The organism is Moraxella sp. CTOTU47579, from assembly GCF_032004885.1.
Classification (GTDB): domain Bacteria; phylum Pseudomonadota; class Gammaproteobacteria; order Pseudomonadales; family Moraxellaceae; genus Faucicola; species Faucicola tetraodonis.
This window is the reverse complement of sequence record NZ_DALZOJ010000005.1, coordinates 183515-200946: the sequence shown is the minus strand read 5'-3', so window position 1 is coordinate 200946 and position 17432 is coordinate 183515. Positions and strand designations below refer to the sequence as shown.

Below are 17432 nucleotides of genomic sequence, written 5' to 3'. Positions count from 1 at the left end.
ACTGTCTTTGCTCAAATAAACTTACGAGTATCTTCACTCTGACAATACAATTAATAAAGTCTTAATTTTATCGACCTAAGTGAAAATCCACACAAGTTGTTCTTGTGTTTGTTGTTATTTAGTGTACCAAAGATATCGTCTATCATATGGTGAGCTTGATATTGTAATACGTTTTGTTTTACTCTGTCAAGCTTTATTTAATTCTTGCTAAGCTTCGTAATTTGTTTTACTTGTTTGTAAACTCTTCGTCGCTCAGTGGTGGCGTATTATACGTGAATCTAAATGGGTGTCAACAGGAAAATATAAATAATTTTAAATTAATTACTAACTTTCTTTTATATTAATGATTTTATTCATATTTTAACTGTTTAAAAAACTCAAATCTTCTTCTGGACGCTTGGTAAACACTTCACAGCCGTTTTCAGTGACCATCAGTGTGTGTTCCCATTGGGCGGACAATTTACGGTCTTTAGTAATTACCGTCCATTTATCGGGTAAGGTTTTGGTTTGCCATACACCTTGGTTAATCATTGGTTCAATGGTAAATGTCATGCCTGTCGTCAGTTGTAAACCGGTATTTTTTTTACCATAGTGCAGAATTTGTGGTTCATCATGGTATACGTCACTAATTCCATGTCCGCAATATTCTCTTACTACGCTAAAACGCTCGGGTTCAGCCACCGCTTGAATCGCTGCGCCAATATCGCCTACATAGGCGCCATTGCGAACGGCTTTCATCCCTGCATATAGTGCGTCTTGGGCAATTTTGCAGATACGCTGCGCCATGATAGAGCCTTCACCAATAATCCACATTTTTGAAGTATCGCCATGATAGCCATCTTTTATCACTGTGACATCAATATTGACGATATCGCCATCTTTTAGGATACGGCTATCATCGGGAATACCATGACAAACTACATGGTTGATTGAAGTACAAAGCGTATGCTGGTAGCCATGATAGCCGACATTGGCAGGAATGGCTTTTTGGACATCGACAATATAGTCATGGGCAAGCTTGTCTAATGCCCCGGTCGTTACACCTTCTTTGACATATTCATCTAACATCACTAAAACGTCGGCGGCTAATTTACCAGCGACGCGCATTTTTTCAACGGCTTCAGGGTTATTTAATAATGTTTTCATACAATAATTATCTGATTTTGCAAAAATTTAAGAAGACGTATTATAGCCCTTTTCGCCTTGTTCACAAAACTACTATTTGTTTAAACAGTTGTTACTTGAATTTTGGATGGGTTGTAACTATTGTGATGTTCTACAATGACAACAAGGGTTAGGAACGTCTATGGCTAATTCAATTAATATCGATACACAGAAGTATGTAAGACCTTCTGAAGCTGAAATCAAGGCAAATTTGAATGATGAGCAATATTATGTGACACAGCAAAACGGCACTGAACGCCCTTTTAGTCATGAATATGATCACCAATTTGAACGTGGTATCTATGTGGATATTGTCAGCGGTGAGCCGCTTTTTAGCTCATCAGATAAGTATGACTCAGGTTGTGGTTGGCCCGCCTTTAGCAAACCGATTGATACAGCAGTAATCAATGAATTGTTTGATGACAGTCACGGTATGCGACGTACTGAAGTGCGTAGCCGTGTTGCTGATTCGCATTTAGGCCATGTGTTTAATGATGGTCTTCCTGAGCTTGGCGGCATGCGCTATTGCATCAATGGCGCGTCGCTACGTTTCATCCCTGTGAACGAGATGGAACAAGAAGGGTATGGTGACTTAATCGGATTGGTTGAATAATTACCATCTGCATTTGCTAAAACATATAGCTTAACCATATAAAAATGTGTTAAAATAGCAGTTTGTCATTTTATCTTAAAATGGCAAATTGCTTTTTTTATTTACTAACATGACACACACATTGCTATTTTCAAGCTAACAAGCTTGATAAGAGTTAAGCTGGGTGTTTGCAAATTTGATTAATTAAAATCCTGTAGATTTTGATGCGTGTTTGCAAATCGGCTTAATCGGTAATGTGGAGGCATAACCCAACTTTACTTAAGGAAATCTCATGGCGTCAGCTAATCCTACCCAAGTTTCAATGCGTGATCTTTTAGAAGCCGGTGCACACTTTGGTCACCAAACTCGTTTTTGGAATCCAAAAATGGGCAAATTTATTTTTGGTGCACGTAACAAAATCCACATCATCAACCTTGAGCATACAGTTAAAGCGATGAACGAAGCGCTAAACTTCGTTAACCGTGAAGCAGCGCGTGGCAACAAAGTACTATTTGTTGGTACTAAACGTGCAGCAAGCAATGTTATTAGCGAACAAGCCGCTCGCGCTGGTATGCCGTATGTTGACCATCGCTGGTTAGGTGGTATGTTAACCAACTGGAAAACCATCCGTCAGTCAATTACGCGTTTGAAAGAATACGAAAAACAAGCTGAAGACGGTACGTTTGCTAAGTTAACCAAACGTGAAGCGTTAGAGCGTACTCGTGAAATGGAAAAACTTGAGCGTGCGTTAGGCGGTATCAAAAACATGAACGGTTTACCTGATGCAATTTTTGTGGTTGACGTTGACCATGAAGCGATTGCAATCAAAGAAGCAAAAAACTTAGGTATCCCTGTTATTGGTATCGTTGATACAAACTCAAACCCAGATGACGTAGATTATGTCATTCCTGCCAATGACGATGCGATTCGTGCGGTAACGCTATACGTATCAGCGGTTGCAGATGCAATTATCGCTGGTAAAGAATACGCTAAAACTCAAGGCGGCAAAGCAGCAAATCAAGAAGAAGCAGTAACTGAAGCACCCGCAGAAGCTGCGGCAGAATAAGGGTTACCGTAGTATCATAGCAGCGCATTGCTTGGGTTGTTATGATACTGTCATCAAAATTTTATAAACTAACTTTGATGAGTAAACACAAAATTAGCTTCTAAAAATTCGAATTTGTAGCGTAATATTAAAGGGCAAAAATCACCCATTTTTGTCCTTTAATCTTCAAATGTTTAGACAATAAACAACCCAATTCTCATCTATAATGATAATCAATTGAGGTATCTCATGGCAGAAATTAGTGCAAAACTGGTAAAAGAATTACGTGACCGTACAGGTCTTGGTATGATGGAATGTAAAAAAGCCCTGCAAGAAGCAGACGGCGACATCGAAACCGCAATCGATAACCTGCGTAAATCAGGTCAAGCAAAAGCTGCTAAAAAAGCAGGTAACATTGCTGCTGATGGTGCTATCATTATCGCTCAAGAAGGTAACAAAGCCTTACTACTTGAAGTAAACTGTCAAACTGACTTCGTGGCAAAAGATGCTAACTTCACCGCATTTGCAAACAAAGTAGCTGAACTGGCGCTTGCTAACGATACCACTGATGTAGCGGCTATCTCTGCATTGCCGTATGGCGATGGTCAAACGGTTGAAGAAGCCCGTGTTGAGCTCGTACAAAAAATCGGTGAAAACATCCAAGTACGCCGTGCAGAAGTGATTGAAGGTGACAACCTAGCCTCTTACCGTCACGGTATCCGTATTGGTGTAGTGGTTTCTGTTGAAGGCGGTAACGCTGACACCGCAAAACACGTAGCGATGCAAGTTGCAGCATTCAACCCAATCGCCGTTGATGAAGCCAATGTACCTGCTGATATTCTAGCGCGTGAAAAAGACATCATCGAAGCGAAAGCAAAAGAATCTGGCAAACCAGAGGCCGTGATTGAAAAAATGATTACGGGTGGTCTACAAAAGTACTTGAACGAAGTAACTTTGCTGAACCAACCTTACGTTATCGACAACGAGAAAAAAGTTGGCGATATATTAAAATCTGAAGGTATGACGGTTAAAGCATTCAAACGCTTAGAAGTGGGTGAAGGCATCGAGAAAAAACAAGAAAACTTCGCTGAAGAAGTGGCAGCAGCTCAAGCAGCAGCAGCTAAATAATAAGCGACAACCGCTAGGTTGTAGACTTATTAAAAATACCCCATAAATTTGGGGTATTTTTTTGTCTAATTTTTTTATTTTTTATGTGAAGCGATTATTTGTAGATGAAGCGATTAATTGGCTGCGGCTAACGCTTGCTCAAGGTCAGCTTTGATGTCCTCAATATGCTCAATACCAATGGATAAACGAATCATGTCTTCGCTGACACCTGCTTTTTGCAACTCTTCAGCATTTAACTGGCGGTGCGTGGTAGTGGCGGGATGGCAAGCAAGTGACTTGGCATCACCGATATTGACTAGACGGGTAATTAATTGTAGCGCATCAATGAATTTCGCCCCTGCTTCACGGCCGCCTTTTAACCCAAAGGTTAGAATCGCTGATGGCTTACCACCAAAGTATGTTTGCGCAAGCTTATGCTCTGGATGGTCGGTTAATCCTGCGTACTTGACCCAAGCCACTTGTGGATGATGGTTTAAAAATTCTGCCACGGCTTGGGCATTTTGGCAATGTCGCTCCATACGCAAGGCTAACGTCTCTAGCCCAAGCATAATTTGCCAAGCATTCATTGGGCTTAGTGCCGCACCGGTATTACGTAAGGGCGCAACGCGTGCGCGGGCAATAAACGCCGCAGCACCCATGGCTTCGACAAAATTGACACCATGATAGCTGGCATCTGGGGTATTTAAAATCGCGAAACGTTCTTTGTGAGCGCCCCAATCAAATTTGCCACTATCGATAATCACACCACCCACCGACGTGCCCGAACCACTCACATATTTGGTCAATGAATGAATCACAATATCAGCACCATGCTCAAATGGACGGCACAATGTTGGCGTGGCGACGGTGTTATCAATCACCACAGGTACACCTTTGCTATGAGCAAATTCGCTAATTTTTGCGATATCTAGCACATTACCCAATGGATTGCCAATACTTTCACCAAATATCAGTTTGGTACGCTCATCAATCAAATCAACCAAAGTCTCAGGTTTGGTATAATCAAAGAAACGCACTTCGATACCTTGACGTGGCAACGCATGGGCAAATAAGTTGTAAGTACCGCCATACAAAGTTGATACTGAGACGATGTTATCGCCTGCCTCACATAGGGTTTGGATGGTATAAGTAATCGCCGCCATCCCGGATGCCACCGTCAATGCACCGATGCCGCCTTCTAACGCTGCCATACGCGCTTCAAGCACCGCATTGGTTGGGTTCATGATACGGGTGTAGATATTGCCGGCAACTTTAAGATCAAAAAGGTCAGCACCGTGTTGGGTGTTGTCAAAGGCATACGAACTGGTGTGGTAGATAGGGACAGCGACAGCTTTGGTGGTCGGTTCTGGTTCGTACCCTGCATGAATGGCGAGCGTTTCTGGGCGATGCGGTGGGCTCATACATATTCCTTTAATTTAGTTTAATTAGCAAAAAAATCTCTTTTGCATTGTAACGAGTTATTAATCAGTTTTGCAAATTCACAATAGAGCATTATTGGAACATTAATGCTGTTTTTTGGAATATCGATTCGTGGTGAATTGGCGTCTAAAAGTGCGCCATATATCCATTGATAGCCACAAACGCTAGCACAGACAAACACAGCAACACTAAGCTTTGTAAAAGAAGCCGCTACCTTTTGGTAACCACCATGGAATGAAACAAGCCATCATTATTACGGGCTTTCACGTAATTACTCTAGACGAAGATAAATGAGAAAAAATAAATAATAGATAAAACCTCACCGTTAAATACCTAATCTAACAAAAGTGTTGAAGCTGGTCACACCAGAATAGACCCTAGAGAGCAATTCAGACGAAAATACCCTTAAAATAGTATCAAATACGCGTAAACTAGCCTGCCAATTTAGCAAAAACAAGCGTAAAAATATCTTTAGCTTGTAAAAAAACCCATAATGACCGTTGTCAGTATGGGTTTAACCAATGATATTAAAGCAGGGGTATTAAAGCGATAGTATCGAAGCCCTATGATTAAAGCGTTGACTCGTATCTAAATTAGCTTATAGCTGTAACTCACTGATATCTGCAACCGTTAAAAATAACCCACGCACTTTTTTTAGCAACGCCAACCGATTGGCTTTAAGATTAGCATCTTCACTATTCACCATCACCTGCTCAAAGAAGTCATCCAATGGCTGCTGCAGTGTCGCTAGAGATTGTAAAATCTGGGTGTAGTTGGCGTTGTCAGTGTGTTGATGCGGCTCAATACTTTGCGCTGCAGTTTGCACCGCTTGGTACAATGCTTTTTCGGCAGGTTCTTGTAAATAAGCCGTTTGTATTTGGCTTGCAATCTCACCCTCAGCCTTGGCTAAAATATTGGCAACACGTTTATTGGCCTCGGCAAGTTGTTTGGCGGGTGGCAAATCACGGAAAGCTTGGACGGCTTTGATACGATGGTCAAAATCCATTGGCACTTGCGGTTGTAGCGCCTGTACCGCCATAATTGTATCCACGCTCACGCCTTGGTCTTCATACATGGCACGGTAGCGTGAATTAATAAACTCCATCACTTGTTTAAAAGTTTTTGGTAAGTCATCAATTTTGCCTACATAACCCAATAAAGCTTGCTCAAGCAATACTACTAGATTTAGTGGCAGTTGTTTCTCAATCAAAATACGCAGTACCCCAATCGCCGCGCGGCGTAGGCTAAACGGGTCTTTTGAACCGGTTGGCGCTTGGTCAATGCCAAAAATACCGACCAGCGTATCCAAACGGTCTGCTAATGCCAGCGCCGTTCCAATGTTGGTCGCTGGTAATTTATCACCGCTAAATTTTGGCAGATATTGCTCTTCGATTGCCGCCGCCACTGCTTCTGGCTCTTGGTTTAAACGCGCATAGTAAGTCCCTGCTACGCCTTGCAGTTCTGGAAACTCACCCACCAAGGTACTGGCAAGGTCTGCTTTTGACAGCAAGCCTGCCCGTGCCGTTTGCTCAACGTCTTCGCCAATTTGGGTAGCAATAAAGGCAGCTAGCTTGGCAATACGCTCAGATTTTTCCCAAATTGTCCCTAACTTATCTTGGAATACGCGGGTTTTGAGATTTTCAGTCAAGGCAAACAATGGCTGTTTTTGGTCTTGTAAAAAGAAAAACTCGGCATCAGCAAGGCGTGGACGTACCACTTTTTCGTTACCGGCAATCACTTGCGCTTTATCTTTACTGTCGATGTTACTGATAAAGATAAAATAAGGCTGTAATTTACCTTGGCTGTCAGTCAAACAAAAATATTTTTGATCCGCCTGCATGGTACTAATCAAGGCCTCTTGCGGCACTTGTAAAAATCGTGGCTCAAAGCTTGCGCGTAGCGCTACTGGATAATCGACCAGCGCAGTGACTTCATCAAGCAAATCTTGCGGTACGATAGCAGTCGCCCCTACTTCATCAGCAAGCTGTTGCACTTGTTCTTTGATAAGCTGCTGGCGTTTGTCAAAATCAGCGATGACATGCGCCTCGGCAAGGTTTTGCTCATAGCTGTCCGCCGTGTCAATTCTAACCTTATCAGGATGATGGAAACGATGTCCAAGACTATAACGACCCAGTTCAACGCCCTGCGATCCTGTCTCACCCGACGTTAATCCTTGAATCGTTGCTGGCAGCACTTGGTCGTCTTTGAGTAGCACCAACCATTTGACAGGGCGAACAAACTCAGAACGCTCTGCGCCACTGCGCATGCGTTTGGCAATCGGCAACTCATCTAAGGCTTTTTGAAAAATACTCGGCAGTAACTCAGCCACAGGCTGACCGATGACATTCATTTCATAGCCGATATAATCGCCTTTATCACCCTTGATGGTAATTAAATCCTTGACGTCAATACCCAAGCCTTGGGCAAACCCTTGAGCCGCCTTGGTTGGATTACCGTCCTTGTCATAGGCAGCTTTGACTGCAGGACCGCGTTTTTGTTCGATTTTATCGGGCTGTTTTTCACTAATTCCTTGAATCTGCAAGGCAAGGCGACGCGGGGCGGCAAAGCTTTTAATGGTATCAAAGCGAATATTGGCATCTTTTAGCGATTGGGTGACATGGTCAGTGAGAGCATCGCGCAATTTTTTTAGATTTTTTGGGGGCAATTCTTCGGTGCCAAGTTCAAATAAAATAGTAGACATGCTAAAGCCTTGTTGATTCAAATAGGGTAAATATAGGCGATTATAGCAGAAATTTAAGCCATAAAAATGCCCCATCAGCGGGGCAAATCAAGAAAACTGTCAGCGCAAAACCAAAATTAAACTTATCGGCTGGTGCTTGCCGAAGTCGTTACAGCGGTTGTAGCGACTGGCGTATTATTGACCGCCGCTTTTGGTTTGGCCTTGGCAGGATTGACCACAAAGTTAATCCCTAACAACAACAGCGTCACCCCTAAAATCGGGCGCAATTTTTTCTCAGGTAGTTTACTGCTCAATAATGTGCCTACAATAATGGCAGGAATCGCGCCAATGAGCAAAAAGGTCAGCATGTGAAAATCCACACTGCCTGACAGCAAATGTCCGAGACCTGCGACCAGGGTTAACAGCACCGCATGTACCACATCCGAGCCGATGATACGAATGAGCGGCAATTGGGGAAAATCAGCACCAGCGCCATGACGCCAAATGCCCCTGCCCCAACCGACGATAAGGTCACTACTACCCCGAGCAATATGCCCATCAGCACCAATTTATATTTGGGGATTTGGGAGGTGAGACTGTCAGTTTGGTCAGTTGTGCGGTATTTGTCAAAAAACGCCTCAATACGGTTGCGAAAAATCAGCGAAATCCCGGTAATGGTCAACATCACGCCCAATATCAAGGTCATGATTAGTTTGATGGCGTTGATATTACCCAAATAAGTAGCGACGAGATAATTGGTGACAATGGAGGCTGGAATACTACCAATGGCTAGCCATAGCACGATTGGCCAAACGACATTCGATTTTTTAAAATGTACCACCCCACCAAAAAACTTGGAAATAGCGGCGTATAGCAAATCGGTGCCGACAGCAATATGCGGCTCTACTTTTAGCAGTAAAATCAAAATCGGCGTCATCAGTGACCCACCGCCCACACCGGTCACACCCACGCAAAATCCGACAAAAATACCCGCTAAAATAAAGTTCCACTCACCGCCCCTTATTACATGGCTTACTTGCTGCGGCTATTGTAGTAGAATAGCGCGTCGTTGCCCTGTGGCGATTGTTGATATAAATATGCGAGATTAGAATATTCTGATAATTTGATATTTTTTATTAGCGTTGATAACAAAATAATCAATAAAATAAGGCAAGAAAAAAGGCAATAGAACCTATCTATTGCCTTTTTCAATTTTGCTGTTCAAAAAAATTTTTTCGTCGATGTGGTGAAACTATTGTGATTTATCCGCTTCTTTCATCTGTTGTTTTGAAATATTTTCTTTTGGTAGATATTTTTCTAACGCATCCGCTTTATGTGCATCATCCGCCAATGGGAAGCCCAATTTGGCGCGCGTTTCTACATAGCTTTGTGCGACCTTACGCGCCAAGGTACGCACACGCAGAATAAAGCGCTGACGCTCAGTGACTGAAATTGCCCCACGTGCATCCAACAAGTTAAAGGTATGTGACGCTTTAAGCACCATTTCATACGCAGGCAGCGGCAGATTAAGACCGACCAATTTGTCAGCTTGGCTTTCATAAAAATCAAACAACTCAAACATTTTTGCCACATCGGCATGTTCAAAGTTGTAGGTCGATTGTTCCACTTCATTTTGGTGGAATACATCACCATAAGTGACACGACCAAATTCGCCATCCGTCCATACCAAGTCATACACACTGTCCACGCCTTGGATATACATGGCAAGGCGCTCAAGACCGTACGTGATTTCTCCTGTCACTGGGAAACACTCAATACCACCGACTTGCTGGAAGTAAGTAAACTGGGTAACTTCCATACCATTTAGCCAAACTTCCCAACCAAGTCCCCATGCGCCAAGCGTTGGTGACTCCCAGTTGTCTTCTACAAAGCGTACATCATGCGTTAAGGTATCAATGCCAATTGCTTTGAGTGACCCCAAGTACAATTCTTGAATATCAGGTGGATTGGGTTTGAGTACCACTTGGAACTGATAATAATGTTGTAACCGGTTTGGGTTGTCGCCATAGCGACCATCCGTGGGACGGCGTGATGGCTGCACATAGGCGGCATGCCAACGCTCTGGACCTAATGCTCGTAAGAAAGTGGCGGTATGAAACGTGCCTGCACCCATTTCCATATCGTAAGGCTGTAACACCACACAGCCTTTTTCTGCCCAATAATTTTGCAAAGTTAAAATCAATTGTTGAAACGTCATCATACGAGAATTACCACTATATAGTCGGTGATTAGGCAAACTGTGTTTATCAAAATAGTTGTCCACGTGATTTTGATAAAGCGTCAGTTTTTTTAATTAGTCACATTAAAAATTTAAATTTTTTTGCGTCGCAAATAGCCCTTAAAATAGGCGGTACAATTGCCGAACGATATTTTTACTTAAAACGCCCAAAATAGCAAACTTATCCAGTTTTTTAGCTAGATATATAGTCATGGTTATTGAGAAAATTAAGGGGTTGGCAAAACTACAAAGCATTAAAACAATATACATTTCGCGACAAATCAGTTACCGCATTTTAGCACTTTTTTACTAGATTTACGAAAATTCCTGTTACCCTTGAACAAGTGATTTCGACGATTGATTGTTAGCTTTTTTTAGCCGGTTTTAGCCTTTTTAATCGCTTTTTTTTAAGATAAATCAGCCAAATTTGATACGTCATCCAATGTCGTTTTAGTTGGGTTTTGACTTTTAATTTTCATCTTTTATCGCCATAATAACCTACACAAGCTTTTACTTAATTTATGTTAAGTAGTTGTTTTCAATAACTTTTCATGAGGTCAACCATGCTTATTTCGGCAAGTCTATTATTAGCTGCTACGTCGTTAACTTCTAACTGGTTGTTTTTAATCGTTCTAGTGACTGTCGGTATGCTAGCGATTGCGTTTACCCCTTACCGTTTTGTATTGGGCTATTTTATGTTGGGCATGGTGTACTGGATTTCGGTGGAAGGCTTGCACTGGGCAGTGGTCACGCTGTCATCGTTGACTGGCACGGATGCGTATGTGGCGGCAATTGGTCTATCAATGATTCCGATTGTGATAGCGTTAAATGGAAAACCCAAGTTTAATAAAGCGGCGAGTCAAGCTACTACTTACCAAACCAGGTTAAAAAGCAGTGTCCAAATGAGCGCCGGTCATCGTCCTGTGGTGTTAGAAAAAGATACCGATTTTCATCAAAACTTTGTTCGTCATGCCTCTGTGTTTGACTCAAAAAACTAATAACAACCTCGCCACCTTATCGCTATAGCAAGTTATTTAACCCATCATGTTGATGGGTTTTTTATGCGCTTTAGCTTGATAAAAGGTAAAAGGCTCGCTGTCTAACGTCGCTCAAATACACAAATCAAACGCTTTGATTACAAAAAATGATACTGGTATGTTAAACATTACTGTAACTTGGCATCGATGCCCTTATAATATATTTTATAACAAAGCTATTAAATCCTTTGTAGTAGCGAATTATAATCTCTTTGAAGTGAATGACTTAATTATTATCATTTATTAAAAGACCTTGCGTATTGCAATATCTATAAAATCTATAATTTTGGAGGACACGTATGTTATCTCAATTAACCCAAATCAAATCAGATCCCCTTGACGTATTATTGTTTGCCGTTGGCTTGCGTCTAACCCAACTTGCCAAAATGGGCGATGACAAATTTAAAGGCTTATTAGAAAACCGTAATTTTACCATTCAACTCGGCAGCGACGCGGAACAAACGTCACGCTATTATGAGATTAATAACGGTACTTTTAGCCAACATGCAGGTCCAGCCAAAGAGCCAACATTGACGATTACCTTTAAAGACTCAATGACGGGTGTGAAATTGCTCACTAAAGGTGAGGCGACGGCATTTATGACGGGCATCCAAAATGGTGACTTAAAAATGTCCGGTGATTATTCACTGCTGATGTGGTTTAACCAAATCGCAAAATTTATTGTGCCAAAAGTACCTGAGCCACTTAAACCTGTGGTTGAACAAGCAAAACCCTTGATTGAAAAAGCCACACCTTTTGCTAAAGAACTTTGCAGCAAAGCCCTAGCAATGATTGGGGGCGCGAGCGCGGGTAAAGCATCTGGTAGCAGCAAATACTTTAATGAAGCCAACACCAAAGATGTCAATGCTGACAGTGATTCTGAAGCTACGAGCAAATTAGACACCCTTAAGGCGAAAGCGGCTGAAATTAAAGATGATGCGGTGGAAAAATTTGATGAGCTAAAAACCGAAGCCAAAGAAAAAATCGATGCACTCAAAGAAGATGCGAGCGGAAAATTAGCGGATATTAAAGACACCGCTAACGAAAAACTTGGCGAAACCAAAGAAAAGTTGGATGAGGTTAAAGCGCAAGCGGCTGATAAAATTGATGACGCTAAAGAAACTGCCACTGAAAAGCTTGATGAAGCAAAAGCAGCCAAAGATGATAAACTTGCGGATGCTAAAACCAAGCTTGAAGACGTCAAAGACCAAGCAGCTGAAAAATTAGCCGATGTTAAGAGCTTGGCCGGTGAAAAACTAGATGATGCTAAATCAAAGGTTGAGGAATTAAAAACCCAAGCCGATGACAAACTAGATGCGCTAAACGATGAAGCCAAAGAAAAAGTCAGCGAGGCAAAAGATAAAGTCGAACAAGCTAAGCAAAAGCTGACCGATGAAACGACGAGTGATTCTGATGCATCCGATAATAAAGCCATCGAAGAGAAGTATGAAGCGGCTAAAGATACTACTAACGCTCAAGATAGTACGGCAGATGATGATAGTATCCGTCCTGACAACGTGTTTGCCAAATCAGCCGATAATGACAACTTAACGCCTGCGCTGCGTAAATCTGCTGAAATTGAGGCAAAGCATGCGTCTGATGAGGTCATTGCCGACAATGTCAAAACTAGCGCAGTCACTGATGATAAATCACCTATCACCAATATTTCCATTACCCGTGGTGATAGCTCTCAAGACAAGTAAGCCATTGTCATTAAATGATAAAAAACAATCACTTTAGGTGGTTGTTTTTTATTAACTTAAATCACTGATATTAATTAATTTTTATTTTTTTTATTTAGTTTTGGTAGCCGTTTTGGTAGCCATTTATTCAAAATCTTCGCTATTTTTCATTAAAATTATTTTTTGTAACTAAGATCAATATTAATGATTTTAAATTTTTGGAAAAAATAGGCTTAAAAGTTTTTAATAATATTTCAAGCCTTTAATTTCCACCTTAAAAATAATTAGATTAGTTTTGATCGTGTATGTTATTAAACAGGTTTGCAACATGATCATTAACTTGTCGCATGTTTTCCGAAAAATCCATTATATAAGTACTACCATCCATCTCCCTTGAGAGCATAATAGAATATAATTGACCCTTGTACGGAAAATTAATCGTGTAACTAGTTTCATCGGAAGGATGCTTTGTGTACATATCCATTTTAGCTCCATGAGCCACAGCATAAGAAGCAGCAGCTTCCCAGTAGATGTGCTTTAATACTACTTCACCTCTTCCGCTAGCTAGCATTTTTTGAATTTCGTAATCTAATAAATTATCTCTACGTTTTTTTGCAGTAAGGAAAAACCATAATAAATATATTGCAAAAACGAACCACATAGGTGGAAAGAAAAAAGAAATTATTGCAAGAATTATAAGAATCAACATTTTATTCATCCAGTATTAAATAAAAAAATTACAGTCCATCAAAAATACTTATAGATTTAGATGTCTATATTTTGAGCAATACTCCTTATTTCATCATCATCAATACCTAAATTGTTAAGCATTGTTTTGGTAAAGTGATTATGTTCATAGAAAGCATCTTTACAATCTTTATAGTAAAGGGAACCAACTCCATAGGCCATTAACCTTGGCCAACTCATTGAACTAAAATTAGGCTTTTCTTTCAATGCTAGAGCTATATTTTTAACGGTATCAATATTGTACGTGACAATATGCATGAAATACTGTTCTGGTACGTCTAACTCGTTTACTGCAATGTATCTAGCTTCCTTTCCAAACTCGGCACTTCTGATTTGAGATTTGGCTTTAAAAAGGCTGTACATAATAAATAAAATTACAATGCCAATAAAAATGGCCATATATTCTCCAAATTAAATTAAATTAAAAAAATTTATCAATCTCTTTCATCAATCTATCTGTATTGCTCAAGGCTTCGATAATTTGCTGATAATAGGCGATATCTTCATAGTTTAAAGTCATATCTTGGCGGTCTTTGAGCCATTTTTGGGCGGGTTGGTAACCACCGATGTAGAACTCCCACGCGGTCGATGGTACGTCATCAAAGTATTGTGTGTCGTTGATCCATACTTTGCCCTTGCCTGCTTTGGTTGGATCAGGCTCATAGCCGATACTGGTTTTTGTCATTTTGCGGGTAACAATATTATTGCCATTACCGTGATAGCTGACGTTTTGGGCAAGTACGCTTGGGTGTTCGAGTAAATGGATTTGTCGCAGTTCGCCACCGAGTTTAACCAGTTTAAAGAAAGTATCTTTGTCGGTTGGGTATGGCACCCGTGGGAAGTCAATTTTGAGAAATTCCTTGTAGGTTTCTCGGTAGGTGGGTGAGTGGAGTACGGCGTAGATGTAGTCGAGTATGTCGAGTGGGTGGAATGTGTCTTCCTTGCCTGCTTGTTCATCCTCGTGGTCTTTGATGAAGGTTAAGCCTAAGCCGTTGGCGATTTTTTGGACGATGTCGCTATCTAGATTGGGTTTTCTTAGTTTTTTGATTTTCTCAAATTCAAAATTTTCTTGACTCGTAATTTCGGGGTATAGATATAAGGGAAAATAATAGCCACTTCCTAATCTTCCAGCTGTTCCTGTTAAATTGAATTCTCCAATACAATTACTGATAAAAATGTATCTCCAGTCAGAAACACATTGTCTAGCTAAAACTAAACTAAGATTTTTTTCATTTAGCAGATGGTGCATTGTTTCAAATCGCCAACGCCATAATAACTTATTATTAAAGATAGTATATCTTTTATCAAATGGGCGATATGCTATTTGAATAGGTTTGAATTTATCTGTGGCTAATGATGTTTTATTACTAATAACCCACTCTGCGTAATTTTTGCCTAACTTATACTGTTTTGTTAAATTTATTTGTGATATATCCTCTTGTAAAAAATTCTTAATCCTATTTTTTAAAGTTTTACTATCGAATGAGATTATAAAACTATCGCCCATAGTGACAATCCCGCTAGAATTATTAGCCATTAACTCACATACTGATATTCCATTTTCATAAAGGTCACGTCCATCTTCACTCTTAGGTATGAAAAAATAATTGGGTTGTGAAAATTTAACTTCATCAAATTCTATATTACTTATAATTTTTTCATTCAAAAACTTATATTTATCATCACGCAAGCCAAACAAATCATAATGAAAAACTTTCGCCAGTTTACCCTTTTTCTTTGAGCCTGTTTTAACAAACAGGTTGATAGATACACCCTGCATGATATCGAACACATTTTCATCTCTACTCCCGTCTGGAGAAATTTCTTTTTTATTTGAGTTACCATGCAAATCAATCGTATAAATTTTGTCGAAAGTATTTAATAAATGCCAACGCATACCTCTAAATGTTGTATTATCAAGGAATCCATGAGGATTAATAAAGGCTAAAATTCCTTCGCCGTTTTTCTCGATAAAATGCTGACCATAACGTATAAATTTGACGTAATCATCATTCAGCCAATGCTTACGCTCATTAAAATGTTCGCCTTCTACATACTTGTAATCCTCAATCAAATTAGCTATCCAATCGTTATTATTCGAAGAAATACCACTATAAGGCGGATTACCAATCACCACCATGACAGGGCTATCACGCTTAATATGATTTGCTTCATTCGCCTCTTGAGCCAAAAACCCTGCAAACAAACTGCCCGTATCAGGGTGATGTTCTTCTAAGCTATTGGTCAAATATACCTTAAACCGTTGGTTTTTACCCGCCACGTAGCCTGTATCTTTTAGCAACAACTCAAGTTTTAAGTGAGCCATCGCATAACTTGCCATGAGCAGCTCAAAGCCATTAAGCCGTGGAATAAGGTCATTATCCACATAGCCTGACCACATACCCGGCATTTTGGCAAAGCGATTTTCATAGATATACCGCACCACTTCGGCAAGGAACGTGCCTGTGCCTGTCGCTGGGTCAAGGATTTGGACTTTGTGGACTTCTTTTTCTTCAATAATCGCCTTGCCTTTATTTTTGCCCTTTGTAATGGCTGTCCCTGTCATCTCCACTTTAATAGTGGTTTTATCAGTGCTGGCAATCCCCATCGGCAAATTAAAATCGGTTTTGAGAATGTCATCCACGGCTCGCACAATAAATTTGACCACAGGCTCGGGTGTGTACCAAACACCTCGCTGCTTGCGTAACGCTGGGTCATATTCGGCTAGAAAATCTTCATAAAAATGGATAAAGGGGTCTAGCGTTTGGGTGGCTTTACCAAAGTTTTTAAGTAGTTCTGCGACATCGGTGGCTCGAAATATATCGGCTAAATCATTAACAATCCACTCGATACGCTCGTCTAAGTCATAACCTGAAATGTACTGGAACAGGGTGCGTAAAAATGGGTTAGATTTTGGGATAAGTGTGGCGGCTTCTTGTCTGGTAAAATCTTCTAGTGTTTTATCATTTAGACGAGCGGCAAACATACCATAGGCGATGGTTTGGGCGTAAATATCGGCAAACTGGCGTGGGGTAATATCGTGAATCAATACTTCTTTAAACGCTTCCATTTGGTCTAATAGGCTGGTGTTTTGATTATTTTCTTCATCACTGGTCAAAGCCTTATCAATCACATCAGCAAGCATACGGGCTTTACTTGCCATCATTTCGGCAAGGCGTTTCGGAATTTTAATCGTCGTGGTAATACTTTGGCTAAAATCTTTGATAAGGTTGGTAAACTGGGCGAAATTCTCAGGGATAGGTTCGATTTTATTACCGTTTTGGCGGGCAATGGCAAGTTCGGCTTTGAGTTCACCATCTTTATAAAATAGAAAATTGAGATAATCAGTAAAAATGATATTGTTGAGCGATGCCTTGTAGCGGTCAAACTGTTCTTTGTTGCCTGTTTTTTTAGTACCTTTAAGGTCATTATCGCCAATATCTTTAGCTTCAATAAAAAATACGGGAATTTCTTTTTTCTCAATAATATAATCGGGTGCGCCGCAAGAACGGCGTTTGGGTTCATTAATAACAGCAAATTCAGGCAATAGCCCATTGAGCAAATTCTGTAAATCACCACGAAAACTGTGTTCGGTGGTCACGCCTGTGGCGAAAAGTTTGTTAATGGCTTCCACATATCGGGCTATCATGGTCTTTCCTAAATTTTTGTAATCAAATGCTTTTGATTGTATCTAGATTT

12 protein-coding genes and 1 pseudogene are annotated in these 17432 nt (G+C 40.6%); 5 read left to right on the top strand and 8 right to left on the bottom strand.

The genetic code is table 11. The annotated features are described in order from the left end of the window. Nucleotides 1-360: 360 nt before the first annotated feature. Nucleotides 361-1146, bottom strand: a complete 786-nt coding sequence (gene map, locus RTP55_RS05655) for a type I methionyl aminopeptidase (protein ID WP_062332270.1) — start codon at nucleotides 1144-1146, stop codon at nucleotides 361-363. A 160-nt stretch (nucleotides 1147-1306) separates the two neighbouring features. Between map and msrB the strand changes: the two genes are divergently transcribed. The 3 genes from msrB (at nucleotide 1307) to tsf (ending at nucleotide 3929) form a co-directional block, all read left to right on the top strand. Further along, nucleotides 1307-1777 carry a peptide-methionine (R)-S-oxide reductase MsrB gene (msrB, locus tag RTP55_RS05650; protein ID WP_065253765.1) on the top strand — a complete coding sequence of 157 codons (471 nt, stop codon included), beginning with the start codon at nucleotides 1307-1309 and terminating at the stop codon, nucleotides 1775-1777. A gap of 271 nt (nucleotides 1778-2048) precedes the next feature. Beyond that, on the top strand, nucleotides 2049-2822 hold the full coding sequence (gene rpsB / locus RTP55_RS05645; RefSeq protein WP_050324911.1) for a 30S ribosomal protein S2: 774 nt from the start codon (nucleotides 2049-2051) through the stop codon (nucleotides 2820-2822). Nucleotides 2823-3050: 228 nt separating this feature from the next. Next, on the top strand, nucleotides 3051-3929 hold the full coding sequence (tsf, locus tag RTP55_RS05640) for a translation elongation factor Ts (RefSeq protein ID WP_312384814.1): 879 nt from the start codon (nucleotides 3051-3053) through the stop codon (nucleotides 3927-3929). 113 nt (nucleotides 3930-4042) lie between these two features. Here tsf and RTP55_RS05635 read toward each other — a convergent pair whose 3' ends face one another. From RTP55_RS05635 to glyQ, 4 genes and pseudogenes are all read right to left on the bottom strand, one after another. After that, a complete protein-coding gene (locus tag RTP55_RS05635; protein WP_312115456.1) occupies nucleotides 4043-5329 on the bottom strand; it encodes an O-acetylhomoserine aminocarboxypropyltransferase/cysteine synthase family protein in 1287 nt (428 codons plus the stop codon). Nucleotides 5330-5946: 617 nt separating this feature from the next. Further along, nucleotides 5947-8049: a glycine--tRNA ligase subunit beta gene (glyS, locus tag RTP55_RS05630; RefSeq protein ID WP_312384811.1), complete on the bottom strand. Its 2103-nt coding sequence runs from the start codon at nucleotides 8047-8049 to the stop codon at nucleotides 5947-5949. Between the two features lie 122 nt (nucleotides 8050-8171). Beyond that, nucleotides 8172-9052, bottom strand: a pseudogene (locus RTP55_RS05625) (sulfite exporter TauE/SafE family protein). 228 nt (nucleotides 9053-9280) lie between these two features. Next, nucleotides 9281-10246 carry a glycine--tRNA ligase subunit alpha gene (gene glyQ / locus RTP55_RS05620; protein WP_040403119.1) on the bottom strand — a complete coding sequence of 322 codons (966 nt, stop codon included), beginning with the start codon at nucleotides 10244-10246 and terminating at the stop codon, nucleotides 9281-9283. Between the two features lie 584 nt (nucleotides 10247-10830). Between glyQ and aciT the strand changes: the two genes are divergently transcribed. After that, complete coding sequence (aciT, locus tag RTP55_RS05615; RefSeq protein ID WP_312384810.1) at nucleotides 10831-11265, top strand: AciT family ciprofloxacin tolerance protein; 435 nt, start codon at nucleotides 10831-10833, stop codon at nucleotides 11263-11265. A gap of 338 nt (nucleotides 11266-11603) precedes the next feature. Then, nucleotides 11604-13007: a hypothetical protein gene (locus RTP55_RS05610; RefSeq protein ID WP_312384808.1), complete on the top strand. Its 1404-nt coding sequence runs from the start codon at nucleotides 11604-11606 to the stop codon at nucleotides 13005-13007. Nucleotides 13008-13275: 268 nt separating this feature from the next. Here RTP55_RS05610 and RTP55_RS05605 read toward each other — a convergent pair whose 3' ends face one another. The 3 genes from RTP55_RS05605 to RTP55_RS05595 are packed head-to-tail and all read right to left on the bottom strand — an operon-like array spanning nucleotide 13276 to nucleotide 17382. Continuing rightward, complete coding sequence (locus RTP55_RS05605) at nucleotides 13276-13695, bottom strand: hypothetical protein (protein WP_312384806.1); 420 nt, start codon at nucleotides 13693-13695, stop codon at nucleotides 13276-13278. A gap of 56 nt (nucleotides 13696-13751) precedes the next feature. Continuing rightward, the gene (locus RTP55_RS05600) at nucleotides 13752-14132 is read right to left on the bottom strand and encodes a hypothetical protein (protein WP_312384805.1); all 381 of its coding nucleotides are present in this window, start codon (nucleotides 14130-14132) and stop codon (nucleotides 13752-13754) included. Between the two features lie 22 nt (nucleotides 14133-14154). After that, nucleotides 14155-17382: a type ISP restriction/modification enzyme gene (locus RTP55_RS05595; protein WP_312384804.1), complete on the bottom strand. Its 3228-nt coding sequence runs from the start codon at nucleotides 17380-17382 to the stop codon at nucleotides 14155-14157. Nucleotides 17383-17432 lie beyond the last annotated feature (50 nt).

Coding starts and splice junctions, on each gene's coding strand:
- map (WP_062332270.1), bottom strand. CDS start 1,146: ATGAAAACATTATTAAATAACCCTGAAGCCGTTGAAAAAATGCGCGTC.
- msrB (WP_065253765.1), top strand. CDS start 1,307: ATGGCTAATTCAATTAATATCGATACACAGAAGTATGTAAGACCTTCT.
- rpsB (WP_050324911.1), top strand. CDS start 2,049: ATGGCGTCAGCTAATCCTACCCAAGTTTCAATGCGTGATCTTTTAGAA.
- tsf (WP_312384814.1), top strand. CDS start 3,051: ATGGCAGAAATTAGTGCAAAACTGGTAAAAGAATTACGTGACCGTACA.
- RTP55_RS05635 (WP_312115456.1), bottom strand. CDS start 5,329: ATGAGCCCACCGCATCGCCCAGAAACGCTCGCCATTCATGCAGGGTAC.
- glyS (WP_312384811.1), bottom strand. CDS start 8,049: ATGTCTACTATTTTATTTGAACTTGGCACCGAAGAATTGCCCCCAAAA.
- glyQ (WP_040403119.1), bottom strand. CDS start 10,246: ATGACGTTTCAACAATTGATTTTAACTTTGCAAAATTATTGGGCAGAA.
- aciT (WP_312384810.1), top strand. CDS start 10,831: ATGCTTATTTCGGCAAGTCTATTATTAGCTGCTACGTCGTTAACTTCT.
- RTP55_RS05610 (WP_312384808.1), top strand. CDS start 11,604: ATGTTATCTCAATTAACCCAAATCAAATCAGATCCCCTTGACGTATTA.
- RTP55_RS05605 (WP_312384806.1), bottom strand. CDS start 13,695: ATGTTGATTCTTATAATTCTTGCAATAATTTCTTTTTTCTTTCCACCT.
- RTP55_RS05600 (WP_312384805.1), bottom strand. CDS start 14,132: ATGGCCATTTTTATTGGCATTGTAATTTTATTTATTATGTACAGCCTT.
- RTP55_RS05595 (WP_312384804.1), bottom strand. CDS start 17,382: ATGATAGCCCGATATGTGGAAGCCATTAACAAACTTTTCGCCACAGGC.